Origin of the sequence: Rhodococcus sp. PML026 (genome assembly GCF_000963615.1) — a bacterium.
Lineage (GTDB): Bacteria > Actinomycetota > Actinomycetes > Mycobacteriales > Mycobacteriaceae > Rhodococcoides > Rhodococcoides fascians.
Genome location: NZ_KQ031373.1, coordinates 839,230 through 853,952, shown reverse-complemented (window position 1 = coordinate 853,952; position 14,723 = coordinate 839,230). Strand labels below are relative to the sequence as shown.

The following is a 14,723-nucleotide window of genomic DNA, read 5'->3' as shown; positions in this document are numbered from 1 at the left end:
CACTCTGACTGGAGATCAAGACCATGACCACTGCAACCATCGGTTTGTTCGTGGGACTTCTGCTGGCCATCGCCGCAGCAGCCGGCGGCTTCACCGGCTTCCTCATCGCCATCGTCCTCGGCGGACTCGGTTTCTTCGTCGGCCGCTACATCGACGGTGAACTGGATCTGAACTCGATCATGCGTGGTCGCGGTCGTGACTGACACAGCAGCAGCCCCCACGACCCCAGGGACACCGGCCGCAACCCCGGGGTCACTCGCGGACCCCGGCGATCGCGGTTCCCTGGAGATCAAGCACAAGGCAGTCGAGCGCCTGGCCGTTCTTGCGGCCCGTGGCACCGACTCCGTCACCGACCGCCAGCCCGGACTGCACCTCCTCGGTGGGCGTGATCTGCCGAAGGCCGATGTGACGATCACCGGCGAGCGCGTCAGAGCGAAGGTCTCCGTCGTAGTCACCTGGCCCTCGCCGTTGGCGAAAGTGGCTGCGAACGTTCGCGCCGCCGTGGCCAGAGACCTGTCCGAACTCGGTATCTACACCGTCGACCGAGTCGACGTGACGGTCGAATGCATACCGGCCGAGCCCACCAGCGAAGAAGGGAGAGTGCAGTGACAGAGCAAGCAAGCAAGAAGCCGGTGGCCAACCCCACCGCAGCTGTTCCGGCCGTCCTGTTCGCTCTCGTTCTCATCGCCGCCGGAGTCGTACTCGGCCGCGAGGCGCTGCTGAAGCTGGGCGCTCTCGACGGCTCCGAGTGGGTCGGCCCGGCCGCATCGAACCTCGACGGGCTCACAGCTCAGCAGTGGATGCTGCCCGCAGGTATCGCCGCCGTCGTCATCGGATTCGTTCTCGTGTTCGTGGCAATTCGCCCACGTCGTCGCACCCACCGTGCTCTCAACGAGCAGGGCGTCTGGCTTCGTAAGGACGACGTCGCTGCCGTCGCGCGATCTGCCGCCCTGGACAGTGTCGGCGTCGACACCGCGTCCGCCAAGGCGGGCAACAAGAAGGTCACCGTCGCCGTATCCACCGTGGCCGGTACCGACACCTCGGCTCTGAAATCCGAGGTCGTGACGTCCGTGGACGACGCCCTCCGCCCACTCGCGTCGGCACCCAAGGTGCGCACCCGAGTGCGAACGACAGGACAGGCCTCATGAAAGGACAGCAGCTGTGAAACGTGCAACCGCATCGCTCGACCGCACCGGCACAGCCGTCGTCGGGCTGGCTCTGATCGCTCTCGGCGGCGGAGCCATCGCGTGGGAACGTGGCGAGCTTCCCGGCCGCGAGCGGCTGGACGCCGCGTTCGTCGACACCGCCGTCGACGCCGGTTGGTGGCCCTGGGCTCTCGGCGTAGCCGCTGTCGTGTTGATCCTGCTGGGTCTGTGGTGGTTGCTCGCGCATCTGCCGCGCCGATCGGTCGGGACCGTGGCCTTCGGATCCACGTCGGCCGACGTCACGAACGTGGACGGAGAGCAGGTCGACGGCAGGCTCAGCGTCGACCTCGGCACCGCCGCCCGTAGTGCAGCCAAGTCGCTGGCAGGTCACGACGGAATCGTCTCGGCCTCCGGTCGCTCTGTCTCGGACAGGGGACAGCGCGTGGTCGAGATCGTCGCGACGCTCGACCCAGCCGTCACGTCCCTCGAGCAGGTCTCCGACGCCGCAGCACGGACCCGTGACGACATCGTGACCTCACTCGACGGAACTCCAGCCAAGGTGCGAATTCTGTTGCAGTGCGGCAAGTCTCGCAAGCAGTCGGCGCGCGTCAGCTGACTCCGGAGAACTCGATCTCCCCGATCAGACCGTGGTGGTCCGATCCCGGGAGGTCGATTCTTTCCAGTGATCGGGCGTGCCCGGAATTGGTGAGAATGTGGTCGATGCCGACGACGGCCGGAGTGCCCTTGTCCGTGGGATAGGTCGGGATCAGCCCCATCCCCAATTGTGCTGCAGCGTCGGTATATCCGGCATCGAGTAGGTTCCTGAACTTCTTGTGCGAATACGTGGTGTTGAAATCACCACTGACGATGACGGGACCGCTTGCCGACACCGCCTCGAGATCGCTACGGAGCGTGTCCAATTCGGCGGTCCAGAGATCGGCCGGGGTGACGTATGCCGGGCCGGGATGGACGGCCAGCAGCGTCACTGGCTCCGATCCGGGAACGTCGACGGAGGTGGCCAGGTTCACGGGCCCGTAGCCGGCGAGTTCGCGGTTGTCGGACAGCGGTGTGCGACTGTAGATTCCGGCACCTCCGCCACCCGTCGGCAACGCTCGCAGGTAGCTGTACGGAAAGAGTTGCTCCATGCCGGCATCCCGTAGCCCGAGCACCGACGCATCGGTCAGCTCTTGGATCGTCACGACGTCGACGGCGTTGTCGCGTGCCGATCCGACGACGACCGACGGATCGGCGCTGCCCACCATCAGGTTGGCCTGCATCACCCGCAGCCGGACGGCATCGCCGCTCGCCTCGTCCTGGGATGCCGCGTCGGCCACGTACAGAGGTGCGTACGCCACTGCGGCTGCTACCAACACGACCGCGGACACCGCCGCCAGAATCCATTGCCTACCGATCAGCGCGACGACGGCACCGACCACGACAGCAACGAGCATCAGGGGAACGAACGATGCCAGCGCGATCAGAACGTTGATGCGGGTGTCGGTGTAGTACGCCCCCATCGCGACGAGTCCGGTGACGATGCCCAGCGTCGCGATCGTTCCGGTCAGAATCCGTACCCAGGTTCGCTGCATCGCACCGAGAGTAGCTACGCCCTGACGCCGACGGTCAATGCACGAGCGGTGGTCCAGGTCAGAGACATCAATCCACGTACTGCCGCGAACGAAAATGCCGTCGACCACACCGTTCTGGTCGCCGGTTCGGCAACAGGAAGCCCGGCGAATCGATCGGCCAGCCAATCGAGGGTCAGGGGCGCACTGAGTGGATGCAGCGACAGGTGCTCGCTCAGCCGATCTCGCAGGTAGGTCACGTGTGCGCCGGCTTCGAGATACCGATCGACCTGGCCATCGACGTCGTCGACGGCAATGATCTGGTCGTGCACGGCCTGCACGACCAGCAGCGGCACCGACGGAGCAGTGCAACCGGGCTGGATGTCCTGGAACACCTGCACGATCTCGGGTAGGGCGAGCAGGTCGGCGAGCGGAATGTCGATGTAGTTGTCCAGATCGTGCCGAGCCAGGCGTCTGACGGCGCGAACGGTCGTCATGGATTCGACGGAATCGAGAATGCGCATTCCGTCCTCGTTGACGTACTGACGCACCACGCGATCGAGGTCGGGGTACGTGCGTCGCAATCCCGCGACTACAAGCGTCGGCAAGGCCGCGTGCAGCGTTGCGTTCAGCCTGGTGAACGCAGAACCCGGGTCGCCGACGGGGGAGCCGAGGGCGGCACCGACGAGCTCGAGCTCCGGTGCGTACTCAGGGGCCATTTCTGCGGCCCACGACGTCGCGAGCCCGCCGCCCGAATATCCCCACAATGCAACGGGCGTGCTCTCGTGCAGCTCCAACGACTCGAACGACAGCGCCGCGCGGATCGCGTCGAGTGTGCAGAATCCTGGTTCCTGCGGCGACCCCCAATGACCGTCCGGCCCCTCGTGGTCGGGGATCGAGATGGTCCATCCGCGGCGCAGGGCATGCAGAACCAGAAGAAACTCGAACTGGGGAACTGCGCCGAGGGCCTTCGAGCCACGTCGAAGCGCGTAGGACGGGAAGCACGAGGACGCGACGCCGTCGATGGCGCACTGGTACGAGAGCAACACCGGTTCGGCATTCTGCGGCCGCAGCACCGTCGTCACACTGGCCTGCGGTACACCGCCCAGATCGGCGGTTCGGTACAGCAGCTGCCATGCGTCGACTCGCTGTCGCACGTGGCCGAACATCGCGACCTCGACAGGCCTCACCTTGAGAATCGTCCCCGGTAGAGCCGCTTCGTAGCCCTCGGGCGCGGCGTAGAACGGGTCGTTCTCAGGCCTCGTCGCATCCTCGCAGCTCGGCCATTGTTCCAGCGGCCAGGACTGTTCGTCCGCCATCGATCTGTCGACGCTCATATCCCACCGCTTCTTGTCCGAGTCTTTCCGTCACACTAACTTGCCCTGAGCGGCACGATTTCATGCAGCCTGCTGCCAGTTGGTGATCAGAACGTCGGTCGCGTAGCTCAGGTCGAGGCCTTCCCCGCCCCAGTTCGGGACAATGGCGTCGGGTTCGATGTGCTGATATTGCCGCCGGAGGACCTCGGCGTCTCCGGACAGCGCCGGCGCGTGAACCATCTCTCCTCCCGACGGGTGCCGGAACGTGAATCGTTGGTGGCCGAGGGATTCGATGAGGAAGTAGCCGTCGTGCAGTGCTCGATGGTGTTCGCCGCACAGCAGGACCAAGTTGTCGAGCGAGGTCGCACCTCCCCGCGAGCGGTAGGTGACGTGGTGAGCATGCAGAAACCGGGTGCGCCCACAGCCTGGTACCGAGCAGCATCGATCACGAATGATCAACTGACGCAACTGGGTTCGACTCGGAGCCTTGGCCGTGGTACTCCACCGCACAGTTTTTCCCAACCGGCCGTGACCGACGACTCGCATGACCGACGAACACAACACCTGAGCGAGAGTTTCGTCGTCCAGACCAGGCCCGTCATCGAAATGAGCATGATCGCATCCTGCTTCGGTGCTGTCGCCGAGGTGTACCAACACTTCCGCGGCAGGTGAGACGACCGGCGAATCGATGGCGTCACACACCATCTCCGCCATTGCGACGAGCGCAGGAACGGGATTCGTCGGTGCCGGGGCCGACCGGTCACCCTCTGATTCAACCTCGGTGCGGGTGCGCTCGTACTCGGCCCTGGTCACCGCGGCCAGAAATCGTTTACCGTCCTCGGGCCGAAAGCGCGCCGTCACCACGAGCGAGCCGTCCTCGTCGTCCCAGCGCCACCGCCCCACACACGGATCGAGGTCGACGCCGTTGCCTCTGGTCGGCCGCATCGCCTTCTTCAGACCACGGCAGAGACGTTCGATGTGCGCGGCGGGTGCATCGAGCGCCTTCTGCAGCAGTGACGCTTCGTTGTCGGCGGTGGCAACACGGGTCATCGCGCGCACCTTCGAGTACGACACCGTGCCGCTCAGGTACGCAGAGGTGATCAGGGGCAGCTCGCGCATCGCCTTGGCCACCCGCACCTGCTCACGGGCAGTGTGCAGATCGACTCCCGCGCGCCAGGACAACCAGTGCGCACAGGACCTCGTCTCCCACGCGGCCCACCCACGTCGAGCATCGAACTCACCGACCAGGATCAGATACTGCGCAGATGCAGCCGCGATCTGGCCCGCCAGCGCGCATATCTCCGTCTCGATGTCTGCAATCTCGACCGTGAATGCCCCCACTCGTCGAATGTATGTTCGACGACAGTACGACGAGGCGCCGACAAGAACGGCGGGAAACCGGTGCACCCGTCCCCGCGGGGACGTCGTCGGGGTTGCTTTCTCGCCCACGGGCCCGATACTGAGCAGCAGATGCTGGATCCGACGGAAAGTGGGTGTGGCCATGAGCGGTTCGGACACCTGGGGCATCCCCAGCACAGATTTTCTCCGCTGGTACCTGCTCGCGGCCGTTCTCGCGATACTCCTGACGATGGCGGGGAACTGGATAGCCGCTCACCGATCGACCCCGGTGACGTCAGCAGGCCGCGTGCTCACACCCCCCGAAGTAGGTGTGCTCACTAGCGACTCCCAGGCGGTGATGGCGTCGTTGGCGATACTTCGCGGTGCCGAGATCATCGACTCGCAGGGGCGGAAACGCCGCGATCTGAGCGGCACCGAGCGCTCCCAACTGGATTGGTTCACCCGCACCGTCCTCGAACGCCTCGGTAGCGGTAAAGCACCCCTGGTTCGCTCCAGGCTGGTGGCGAACATGTCCGGCACCTGCGCGCAACTGCGGAGCACTCTCGTCGACGAGGGTCTGCTGCACGGCGCACGCGGCTCCGCTGTCACACGGGTATTCCCGGTGCTCTTCGTCATCGCAGTCGGAATTGCCCGCATCCTCGCCGGCACCGCGAACGGCAAGCCCGTCTGGTTTCTCGTCGCGATCGTGCTCGTCCTGTTCGCGGCGGTGCCGGTTCTGCTTCGTCGACGCCGTCGGACAGCTGCGGGCGATACCGAACTACGCCGACTCCGCGCCGAGAACGACTACCTTTCACCCCGCGCGCGACCGTCCTTCACCGCCTACGGGCCGACTCGTGCCGGAATGTCTGCAGCCATCTTTGGAGCAGGGGCCCTGCTGATGCTCGATCCGGCGATGGCCGATGCACTCAGCTACGGCACCGCCCAGGCCGGTGGGGCCGCGTCGTTCGGCTTCGGCGCCGACAGCGGTGGCAGCGGAGGCGACGGCGGCAGTAGCAGTTGCGGCGGTGGCGGTGGGGGATGCGGCGGCGGAGGGTGTGGAGGTTGAACATCGACACAGTGCCCGTCGGGCTCGGAATCGGTTGGCGCTCGGAGATATCCGGCATCGTCTCGGAACTCCCGGGGCTGGCGTTCTGCGAGGTCATCGCCGAATCGATCGGTGAGCAGGCACCCGATCGCCTCGTCGCATTGGGAGTTCCCGTCGTCACGCACGGAATCTCGTTGTCCTTGGGCGGTGCCGAGCCGGTGGAACAGCACCGTATCGACCGACTGGCACGAGTGTCATCCATGCTCGGATCCCCGCTGGTGAGCGAGCACATCGCCTTCGTCCGCGCCGACGGCATAGAGGCCGGTCATCTGCTCCCGGTACCGCGCACCCACGAGGCCCTGACCGCGCTCGCGCGAAACATCGCACGAACGCAGGATGGTGTGCCGTTTCCGCTGGCGGTGGAAAACATTGCAGCCCTCTTCGATTGGCCGGAAGACCAATTGACCGAGAGTGAGTTCCTGGCAGAACTCGTCGAGCGGACCGGCGTGAGCCTGGTGCTCGACATCGCCAACGTGTACGCGAACGCACTCAATCGAGACCGCGACCCGTGGACCGAACTCGAACGCCTGCCGCTGGATCGAATTGCCTACTGCCACATCGCCGGTGGCACGGTCCGTGGCGGCATCTATCACGACACCCACACTGCGCCCGTGCCCGACGAAGTCCTCGAATTACTACGGACCTTTGCGATGGCCGGTCATCGCACGCCCCTGATGCTCGAACGCGACGGTCACTATCCACCCGAGGCCGAGCTACTCGCAGAACTGGATGAGATCGCGGATGCCGCGGGACTCGATCGCATCACCGGGGTACGGACGTCCGGGTACACGAGGTGAACGACGACCTGGCTCGCCGTCAAGAAGAGTTGGTGCGCGCTCTCGTGGCAGGTGGGCCACTGCCCGCCGAATTCGATTCTGCGACAGTGGACACTGTCCGAGCGGCTTTGCTGAACAAGCGAGCGGCCGAGATCGCGGCACGCTATCCGGCACTGCCCTCGGCGTTGGGCGACCGATACGAAATGTTGTTCCGCCGATGGGCGTCGAGCCGCCCCAAGGTGTCGACGGCCGAGGATGCCGAGGCCTTCTACCGAGCCATGGAACAGGAAGGGGAACTCGCCGCCACACATCCGGGACGGGTCGGGCAGCGAATGCCATACATGGCCGACGCACCCAACCCGCTCGCGCGCTTTCGCAGTCCGCTGCGCAGCACGTGGTTGACGTCGGTGTTCGGCGCGGTGCTGCTCGTTGCGCTGCCGATCGTGATTCTGACGGGCCTGCTGTCCTACAGTGCCTACGGGCCGCAATTCGGCCAAGCCAGACCAGGTGCCGTCGGGTGGTTGCGTTTACCGTTCTTCGACTGGCCGACGAACCCGGCCTGGCTGTACCAGCTGACGCAGGGCCTGCACGTCGGGTTGGGTCTGATCATCGTCCCGCTCGTGATCGCCAAGCTCTGGTCGGTGATGCCCAAGCTCGTCGAACTGCCACCGGTCCGGTCGCCCGCACATGCACTCGAACGACTGTCGCTGCTGGCACTCGTCGGTGGCCTGCTGTTCGAGATCGTCACCGGCGTGCTGAACATCCAGTACGACTACGTGTTCGGCTTCGATTTCTACGCCGCTCACTACTTCGGTGCCTGGGTGTTCATCTCCGGATTCCTGGTGCACCTCGGTCTCAAAGTGCCGCTGATGTGGCGGACCCTTCGATCGGAATCGTTGATGGACGTCCTGCGCGCCCGCAACGAAGCGCCGAGCCGGCCACACCAGACCATGAGCCGACGCGGTGCGATCGGATTGGTCGCCGCTGGAATGGGTTTCGTGGCCGTGTTGACGGTGGGGCAGACCGTCGGCGGCGTCCTACGCAAGGCAGCGATTCTCCTTCCGCGGGGGCGTTCGTACGGCGACGGGCCCAACGACTTTCAGATCAATCGCACTGCCGAGGCGGCCGGAGTCACCGAAGAACAGACGGACGCAGACTGGACGCTGTCCGTCGAAAGTACCTCGGAGAACATGGAACCGGTGGTGCTCTCCCGCGGCAGGCTGCTGTCGATGACTCAGCACACCGCCGAACTTCCCATCGCCTGTGTCGAAGGATGGTCGACCACGCAGAGTTGGACGGGCGTTCCGTTGGCCGAACTCGCAGCATTGGCAGGTGTACCCGCACCCAGGTCCGCGGAAGTCATCTCGATAGAACAGGGTGGCCCATTCGGTCGTGCTGTGCTGCAGGGCAATCAAGCTCTCCATCCCGATTCACTGTTGGCATTGAAAGTCAACGGCGTCGATCTCTCGCTCGACCACGGCTACCCGGCACGCGTCATCGTTCCCGGGCTTCCCGGTGTGCACAACACCAAGTGGGTGGCGCGCATCGTGTTCCGTTCGTGACTTTGCAAAACCGCCCGGATGGTCGAGAATCTTTCATCGGTGGCCCGCGGGGCTGCCGACGAAGGAATACTCCTTCGCCTGGACGAGTCCAAAAGGTCATGCCACGATGCACGCACTATCTCGAGGCCTTCTCGCCGCGGGTGCAGCCCTCACGCTGATGCTCGCCGCGGGCTGTTCGTCGTCCGACGCCGGCACCGCCGTTGCCGCAGACACCACCGCCTCCAGCAGCTCCGCAGCCCCCACCACCACCACCGACAACGTGTCCGGCCAGGAAGGCATCGACGCCGGTGGCTCCACCGACATCGACGTCGAGATCGGCCAGTGCGTCAAGCTCGGTGGCACGATGACGGCCGCCGAAATCGACAACGCCGAATGCGGCAGCATGGAGTCCAACTACAAGGTCATCGCCAAAGCCGCAGAGAACGAGCAGTGCCCCACCGACGTCAACCAGACGTACTACGAGACTCTGAACGGTGTCGAGCAGGGCGCACTGTGCCTCGACGTCGACTGGGTGATCGACGGCTGCATGAGCGTGCCGAGTACCGGAATGGACGAGCCCGCCCGAGTCGATTGCGCAGACCCCAGCGCGACGAGCGTCGAGAAGGTCACCGAGATCAAGACCGGTACCGCGGACCCCAACGACTGCCCCGAAGGCGGATTCGCCTACGAAGCACGGCAATTCGTCGTCTGCACCACGACGGTGGCCTAGCCTCGAGTCGCCGTCATCATCTGCGTGACGTACCGATAATCCAGGTGGCCGTGGCTGTCGATAGCCGCATGAACCGCTCGGAGCACTTCCTGCCGACGTGTGTCGGTGAGAATCAGGTGACTCGAGTACGTCGCGGCCATCGCGCAGAATTCGTCTGCGGAGTAACGCTGAACCCACTCGTACGTCGACGTGGACCAGGGGCCGAAGCCGGCCGCGCGGGGTACCGCGGTCTCGGATTGCACGCCGAGGGAGTGCGCCAACAGCGGTGCGGCGTCCGGCTCGGTGGCGATGTACGCAGCCCGTACCGACTCCCACACCGGTCCGTCGAGCTGACCGGGCATGTTCCACCACAACCGAAGTGATCCCCCGGGGACCAACGCACGAGCCGCCACCGCGGCTCCTCGATCGGGGTCCACCCAGTGCCACGCTTGAGCGGCCACGACGACATCGAACGATGACGGCGCGCAGACGAAATCCTCGAACCGGGAGACCTGAACATCGACGTCCATGTTCTCGGTGCGGCGTCGGATCACCTCGGCCATACCCGAATCCGGCTCGACGGCAACCACCGAAGCGCCGCGTTCGGCCAACGCGACGGTGGCTTTTCCGGTGCCGGCTCCCGCTTCCAACACGCGGGTCGCACCGCCGGCAAGAACATCCGTGTACAGCGCCGCCGGGTAACCAGGGCGAGCCCGGTCGTACTCCTCGGCGACTCTGCCGAAGCTCAGTCCGCGGGGTCGTTCCGGCTCGTCCGTCACGTTAGCCAGAGTACCGATTATTCGTGATTACCGATGTTCGGCCGATTCCAGCTGCGACCGCAATGTGGACTCGGTGTGCCGAATCGCCTGCCCGACGACGGGCTCCACGACGGCCCCGAGAACTTTACCGGCGATGCCCCCGGGCAGGCTGTAACGGAAGATGACATCGAGGCGGGTCCGGCCCTCATCCAGGTCCGTGAAAGACCAGGTCGAGGAGTTCGACAGGCCTTCGACCGATTCGAGCGTGAGTCGCTCGTTCTCGACCCATTCGGTGACGCGGACGATCGAATTCAACGATTTGGGGCCGATCTGCATGGTTGCGTCGTATGTCGCCCCGAGACCGGAGGTGGTCTCACTCCTCGGCTCGAACCGCGTGATCCCGAACATCCACCGCGGGACGTTTCGATAGTCGTCGAGGTAGGCGAAAGCCGCATCGCGGGGTGTCGACGCGACCGCCGAATGGTTTATCTCACGCATTCCACCGACACTAATACACGCGACGGCGTGTTACACATAGATTGACGTCGGCTTCTACCGGCGGACGTAGCCCGCCTGCTTGTCCACCACATTGACCAGGGACTCGTTCCGCCGGTACCTATCGAGATTGTCCTCGAACAGCGTCCACAGCCGATCGGCGAAGTCGTCGGCGTCACCGGCCAGATGCGCCGTCAGAATCACGTTGTCGAGCTCCCACAGCGGACTCGACGCCGGAAGTGGCTCGACCTCGAAGACATCCAACACAGCCCATCCGATCGCCCCGGAATCCAACGCGTCACACAAGGCCTGTTCGTCGACAACGGGACCACGGGCGATGTTGACCAGCCCCGCGTCGTGACGCATCGCCCCGAGCACCTCTGCATTCACGAGCCCGCGAGTCTTCTCGGTCAGCGGCGCGGACAGCACCACCACGTCGTATTCACCTGCGTAGGACGGTAACTCGTCCACCGAACGAATTTTCTCGAACTCCGCATCTCCCGGCCGCTCGGATGTACCGGCCGCGTCGACACGCATGCCGAGTGCACCGAGAACGCGACCGATGGCGCGGCCGATCGAACCCGGACCGACGACCAGCACCCTCCGATTGTGGATTCCACTGGTGAGGCGATGCTCCCAGACCCGTTCACGTTGTCGCCGAATCGCTTCGGGCAGCTTCTTCATCGACGCCAGAACGCCCGCAGCGACGTACTCGGCGATCGCACGGTCGAGAATGCCGCCGGAGTTGGTCAGTACCCACGGACTGTCCCGCAGCACCGGATCCAGCACCCGATCGACCCCGGCGCTCGACACATGAATCCAGCGAAGCTTGTCGGCGTGCGGCCACACATTCTGCAGGTCGACTGCCTCGAACGTGCGAAACAGTAGAACCTCCGCCCACGACACCGCATCGACGAGTTCGGGGATCGTGCAGCTCCGGAAGTGGACTCCGCCAATCGACGGGAAGGCCTTTCGGTCCGAATCACTCTCGACCACGAGCACATTGATCACGGGACAAAGATAGCCTCTGGTCCATGAGCGAGAATCGGGACCGGATGTTGCGCGGCGAACTCTATCGAGACAATGATCCCGACTTGGTGGCGTCTCGGGTGTCGTGTGGAAAGCTGCTCGACAGATTCAACGCAACCGAGGCGGACCAGGACGCAGAAAGACGTGAACTGCTCGGCGAACTACTTGGTTCCATCGGAGCGGACTCGTGGATCATGCCGCGATTCCAATGCGACTACGGCACATACATTTCCATCGGGTCCAACAGCTTTCTGAACTACGACGCCATTCTGTTGGACTGCGCGCCCATCACCATCGGGAACGACGTCTCGATCGGTCCACGGGCCCAGCTACTGACGGCGCTGCATCCCATGGAGGACCACGATGCTCGTCGATCTCGTTGGGAGAGCGCCCTTCCCATCGCTATCGGAGACAATGTCTGGCTCGGCGGAGGCGTCATCGTCTGTCCCGGAGTCACGATCGGAGAGAACTCGGTGATCGGAGCCGGAAGTGTCGTCACCCGCGACGTACCGCCGCATACGTTCGCTGCAGGGAACCCGTGTCGGGCGATCCGCGCACTACCGTGAGATCACCGAGTTCAGGATTCTGTCGGAGTCACGAACCAGCGTGCCGACTGCCATTCGCGCGCCCCACCACATCCCCAGCCAGCCGATCGCTACGGCCACCAGGATGGACAGATACGCCCACGCTCCCGGAAGGAGCAGTGCGAGAAGCAGTGCGGGCACGACCGACACGGCCAGGACCACTATCCCGAGGATGAGGAATACGAATGCATTTCCGGTGAACGACCCTCGGGTGTTCATCGAGAACGACTTCGTAGCTTCGGGCACCGGGTAGGCACCGCGTACGGAGTTCACGGCGGTCAGACCGGCGCTGACTCCGAGCATCGAGATCGTCACGGCAACAGGGATCTCCCATCGGTCGAGCCCGAGATCACCGAACACTCGAACCACCACGACCGGCACGATCGCGAAGGGGGTCGCGACCAGCAACCAGGCGATCTGCCGACCACGGATGTCGTCGGGGAGAGCCTGCGGAATCATCACCAGGTGCCACATCGAACCACCGTCGAGACCGTACGAATTCGATCCCGCACCCATCGCCATGAAGATCGCGATCCACGCACCCCAGGCTGCGCTGAACGGAATCGAGTCGGTCACCAGCGGGCCGATGCCGGCCAGCACCGCGAAAATCAGCACCGACAGCAGCTGACTCCGACGACGCATGTCACCGCGCCACAGAGACAGCTCTCGCGTCACTACCGCGCCGACGCGCGTTGCCCGCCACCCTGTTGCACCGTCGCGGCCCTTCTCTGCGGTCTGCTTACGGGTCGATCCCGACGACGTCGAGACTCGCCCCTCGAAGTGGCGTAAAACCAGTCGCTGCCAGGCCCACACCAGTGTGACGTCCAGCAGCAGCAATCCCACCACCGCGCCGATCGCCAACAGCCAATTGCCCTCCAGCACAGCATCGACGCCGGTGATACCCCAGCCGAAGGGAATCGAATGGGCCAGTGTGAGCGGCCACGTCACCTCACCCGACAGCACACGATCCAGATTCTGCGTGATGGGGAACTGCAGGAAGTACAGGCCTCCGAAGACAGCGCCGAACGCCAGCAACGCGAACTCGCGGCTGCGGCGACTCTTGAGTAGTTGCGACATGGCCAGCGTCACCACCCGTGACAGCGTCACGAAGAACACCACCGTCGCGGGCCAGGCCACCAGAGCCAGAGGCAATGCTGCGACCGACCGGGACGCGGCGTAAATCGGAATGGACGCCGCCGCAACGATCGTCAGCGGAACCACCATGCCGATCACCGACGTGGTCAGCAGTGCACGGGCCAGTCGCGCAGGATCGACGGACAGCAATTGGAAGTGGCGGGGCTGGATGTTGTCGTCGGAGATACCCGACAGCACCGGGAAGAGCACCCAACTCAGGCCCGTCAGGGTCAGTCCGAGGCTTGCGGTGCCGCCCACCAATACCTGCGACGCGTCGGTTCGGGCCGCCATCACGCATACGAGAACCGCGAGGGCCAGCCCCAGCAACCCGAACACGGTCTTGACCACTGCTTGTCCGCCCTTGAACTGCCTGCGGTAGAGCGTGATTCGCATCTGCAGGACGGTGCGACCGACCGACTTCACGAGCGCATCCAGGACAAGCCGTCCGGGTTCTGGTCTCGGGAGCCGACGAGGCGCACGAAGGCGTCGTCGAGGGTGCCACCGGCGCGGACGTCATCGACCGTTCCCGCCGCCACGACTCGACCACCGGTGATGACACCGACGTGGGAGCACAGCCGTTCGACGAGGGCCATGACATGACTGGACAGGATCACCGAGCCACCGGAGCGAACGAACTGAATCAGGATGTTGCGGATCGTCGTCGACGAGATGGGATCGACGGCTTCGAAGGGCTCGTCCAACACCAAGAGGCGAGGCCCGTGCAACAGCGCCGACGCCAGTCCGATCTTCTTGGTCATTCCGGCGGAATAGTCGGCGATGACGGTTCCGCCGGCATCGGCGAGACCCAACGCGTTCAGCAGCTCGTCGCGACGCTGCGCGATGACGTCCTCCGGCATCGCGCGCAGTCGACCGATGTAGGTCAGGAGTTCGTGGCCGGTGAACTGGGAAGGCAATGTCAGTCCGTCGGGTAGCACGCCGAGCAGCTCCTTCGCCGCGATCGGATCGGCCCAGACGTCACGCCCGAAAACGAGGCTTCGGCCGTACTGCGGTCTGAGCAGCCCGACCGCCATGGACAGACAGGTCGTCTTACCAGCACCGTTGGGGCCGACCAACCCGAACATCGACCCGGGTGGAACCATCAACGACAGGTCGTCGACCGCAATCTTGGGGCCGAAGGCCATGCACATGTGCTCGAGCAGCAAAGCGGGAGGATTCGTTTGCACGGGTAACAGACTAGCCGGTATGGGCGGTTTCGTCATGCGCTACG

The 14,723-nt window shown here is 64.6% G+C and carries 17 protein-coding genes; 9 read left to right on the top strand and 8 right to left on the bottom strand.

The features are described from left to right. Positions 1 to 23 precede the first annotated feature (23 nt). The 4 genes from VF34_RS14770 to VF34_RS14755 are packed head-to-tail and all read left to right on the top strand — an operon-like array spanning position 24 to position 1,761. Positions 24 to 203: a hypothetical protein gene (locus tag VF34_RS14770; protein WP_027495126.1), complete on the top strand. Its 180-nt coding sequence runs from the start codon at positions 24 to 26 to the stop codon at positions 201 to 203. Next, a complete protein-coding gene (locus VF34_RS14765; protein WP_197077470.1) occupies positions 196 to 609 on the top strand; it encodes an Asp23/Gls24 family envelope stress response protein in 414 nt (137 codons plus the stop codon). Before VF34_RS14770 ends, VF34_RS14765 begins: the two co-directional genes overlap by 8 nt. Beyond that, positions 606 to 1,148, top strand: coding sequence for a DUF6286 domain-containing protein (locus VF34_RS14760; RefSeq protein WP_045841588.1), 543 nt, complete (start codon positions 606 to 608; stop codon positions 1,146 to 1,148). The genes VF34_RS14765 and VF34_RS14760 overlap by 4 nt, the downstream gene beginning before the upstream one ends. Positions 1,149 to 1,161: 13 nt before the next feature. Beyond that, positions 1,162 to 1,761 (top strand): hypothetical protein, encoded by a 600-nt coding sequence (locus VF34_RS14755; protein ID WP_052061626.1) that lies wholly within the window; start codon positions 1,162 to 1,164, stop codon positions 1,759 to 1,761. Here the strand turns inward: VF34_RS14755 and VF34_RS14750 are convergent. From VF34_RS14750 to VF34_RS14740, 3 genes are read right to left on the bottom strand one after another with little or no spacing between them, the layout of a single operon-like run. Beyond that, positions 1,754 to 2,734 (bottom strand): endonuclease/exonuclease/phosphatase family protein, encoded by a 981-nt coding sequence (locus VF34_RS14750; protein ID WP_045841587.1) that lies wholly within the window; start codon positions 2,732 to 2,734, stop codon positions 1,754 to 1,756. The genes VF34_RS14755 and VF34_RS14750 overlap by 8 nt on opposite strands. A 14-nt stretch (positions 2,735 to 2,748) precedes the next feature. Further along, positions 2,749 to 4,047 (bottom strand): lipase family protein, encoded by a 1,299-nt coding sequence (locus VF34_RS14745; protein ID WP_045841586.1) that lies wholly within the window; start codon positions 4,045 to 4,047, stop codon positions 2,749 to 2,751. A 60-nt stretch (positions 4,048 to 4,107) separates the two neighbouring features. Next, the gene (locus VF34_RS14740) at positions 4,108 to 5,367 is read right to left on the bottom strand and encodes an HNH endonuclease signature motif containing protein (protein WP_045841585.1); all 1,260 of its coding nucleotides are present in this window, start codon (positions 5,365 to 5,367) and stop codon (positions 4,108 to 4,110) included. A 160-nt stretch (positions 5,368 to 5,527) separates the two neighbouring features. Between VF34_RS14740 and VF34_RS14735 the strand changes: the two genes are divergently transcribed. The 4 genes from VF34_RS14735 to lppU all read left to right on the top strand — a co-directional run bounded on the left by VF34_RS14735 (position 5,528) and on the right by lppU (position 9,516). After that, positions 5,528 to 6,430 (top strand): TIGR04222 domain-containing membrane protein, encoded by a 903-nt coding sequence (locus tag VF34_RS14735; protein ID WP_045841584.1) that lies wholly within the window; start codon positions 5,528 to 5,530, stop codon positions 6,428 to 6,430. Then, entirely contained in the window at positions 6,403 to 7,266 is an 864-nt protein-coding gene (locus tag VF34_RS14730; RefSeq protein WP_045841583.1) for an MbnB/TglH/ChrH family RiPP precursor modification enzyme, read from the top strand. Before VF34_RS14735 ends, VF34_RS14730 begins: the two co-directional genes overlap by 28 nt. A gap of 311 nt (positions 7,267 to 7,577) precedes the next feature. Continuing rightward, complete coding sequence (locus tag VF34_RS14725) at positions 7,578 to 8,807, top strand: molybdopterin-dependent oxidoreductase (protein WP_045841720.1); 1,230 nt, start codon at positions 7,578 to 7,580, stop codon at positions 8,805 to 8,807. 106 nt (positions 8,808 to 8,913) lie between these two features. Further along, positions 8,914 to 9,516, top strand: a complete 603-nt coding sequence (gene lppU / locus VF34_RS14720) for an LppU family putative lipoprotein (protein WP_032370001.1) — start codon at positions 8,914 to 8,916, stop codon at positions 9,514 to 9,516. Here the strand turns inward: lppU and VF34_RS24375 are convergent. From VF34_RS24375 to VF34_RS14705, 3 genes are read right to left on the bottom strand one after another with little or no spacing between them, the layout of a single operon-like run. Further along, the gene (locus VF34_RS24375) at positions 9,513 to 10,274 is read right to left on the bottom strand and encodes a class I SAM-dependent methyltransferase (protein ID WP_052718676.1); all 762 of its coding nucleotides are present in this window, start codon (positions 10,272 to 10,274) and stop codon (positions 9,513 to 9,515) included. The two genes, lppU and VF34_RS24375, sit on opposite strands and share 4 nt — an antisense overlap. Positions 10,275 to 10,301: 27 nt before the next feature. After that, positions 10,302 to 10,751 carry an SRPBCC family protein gene (locus tag VF34_RS14710; protein WP_032367705.1) on the bottom strand — a complete coding sequence of 150 codons (450 nt, stop codon included), beginning with the start codon at positions 10,749 to 10,751 and terminating at the stop codon, positions 10,302 to 10,304. A 54-nt stretch (positions 10,752 to 10,805) separates the two neighbouring features. Next, the gene (locus VF34_RS14705; RefSeq protein WP_045841582.1) at positions 10,806 to 11,759 is read right to left on the bottom strand and encodes a D-2-hydroxyacid dehydrogenase; all 954 of its coding nucleotides are present in this window, start codon (positions 11,757 to 11,759) and stop codon (positions 10,806 to 10,808) included. Positions 11,760 to 11,782: 23 nt separating this feature from the next. Here VF34_RS14705 and VF34_RS14700 point away from each other — a divergent pair, with 23 nt between their 5' ends. Beyond that, complete coding sequence (locus tag VF34_RS14700; protein ID WP_045841581.1) at positions 11,783 to 12,343, top strand: sugar O-acetyltransferase; 561 nt, start codon at positions 11,783 to 11,785, stop codon at positions 12,341 to 12,343. Here VF34_RS14700 and VF34_RS14695 read toward each other — a convergent pair. Next, the gene (locus VF34_RS14695) at positions 12,335 to 13,918 is read right to left on the bottom strand and encodes a hypothetical protein (RefSeq protein ID WP_045841580.1); all 1,584 of its coding nucleotides are present in this window, start codon (positions 13,916 to 13,918) and stop codon (positions 12,335 to 12,337) included. The two genes, VF34_RS14700 and VF34_RS14695, sit on opposite strands and share 9 nt — an antisense overlap. Then, positions 13,915 to 14,715 (bottom strand): ABC transporter ATP-binding protein, encoded by an 801-nt coding sequence (locus VF34_RS14690; protein WP_045841579.1) that lies wholly within the window; start codon positions 14,713 to 14,715, stop codon positions 13,915 to 13,917. Before VF34_RS14690 ends, VF34_RS14695 begins: the two co-directional genes overlap by 4 nt. Positions 14,716 to 14,723 lie beyond the last annotated feature (8 nt).

Coding starts and splice junctions, on each gene's coding strand:
- VF34_RS14770 (WP_027495126.1), top strand. CDS start 24: ATGACCACTGCAACCATCGGTTTGTTCGTGGGACTTCTGCTGGCCATC.
- VF34_RS14750 (WP_045841587.1), bottom strand. CDS start 2,734: ATGCAGCGAACCTGGGTACGGATTCTGACCGGAACGATCGCGACGCTG.
- VF34_RS14745 (WP_045841586.1), bottom strand. CDS start 4,047: ATGAGCGTCGACAGATCGATGGCGGACGAACAGTCCTGGCCGCTGGAA.
- VF34_RS14735 (WP_045841584.1), top strand. CDS start 5,528: ATGAGCGGTTCGGACACCTGGGGCATCCCCAGCACAGATTTTCTCCGC.
- VF34_RS14730 (WP_045841583.1), top strand. CDS start 6,403: ATGCGGCGGCGGAGGGTGTGGAGGTTGAACATCGACACAGTGCCCGTC.
- VF34_RS14725 (WP_045841720.1), top strand. CDS start 7,578: ATGCCATACATGGCCGACGCACCCAACCCGCTCGCGCGCTTTCGCAGT.
- lppU (WP_032370001.1), top strand. CDS start 8,914: ATGCACGCACTATCTCGAGGCCTTCTCGCCGCGGGTGCAGCCCTCACG.
- VF34_RS14710 (WP_032367705.1), bottom strand. CDS start 10,751: ATGCGTGAGATAAACCATTCGGCGGTCGCGTCGACACCCCGCGATGCG.
- VF34_RS14700 (WP_045841581.1), top strand. CDS start 11,783: ATGAGCGAGAATCGGGACCGGATGTTGCGCGGCGAACTCTATCGAGAC.
- VF34_RS14690 (WP_045841579.1), bottom strand. CDS start 14,715: ATGACGAAACCGCCCATACCGGCTAGTCTGTTACCCGTGCAAACGAAT.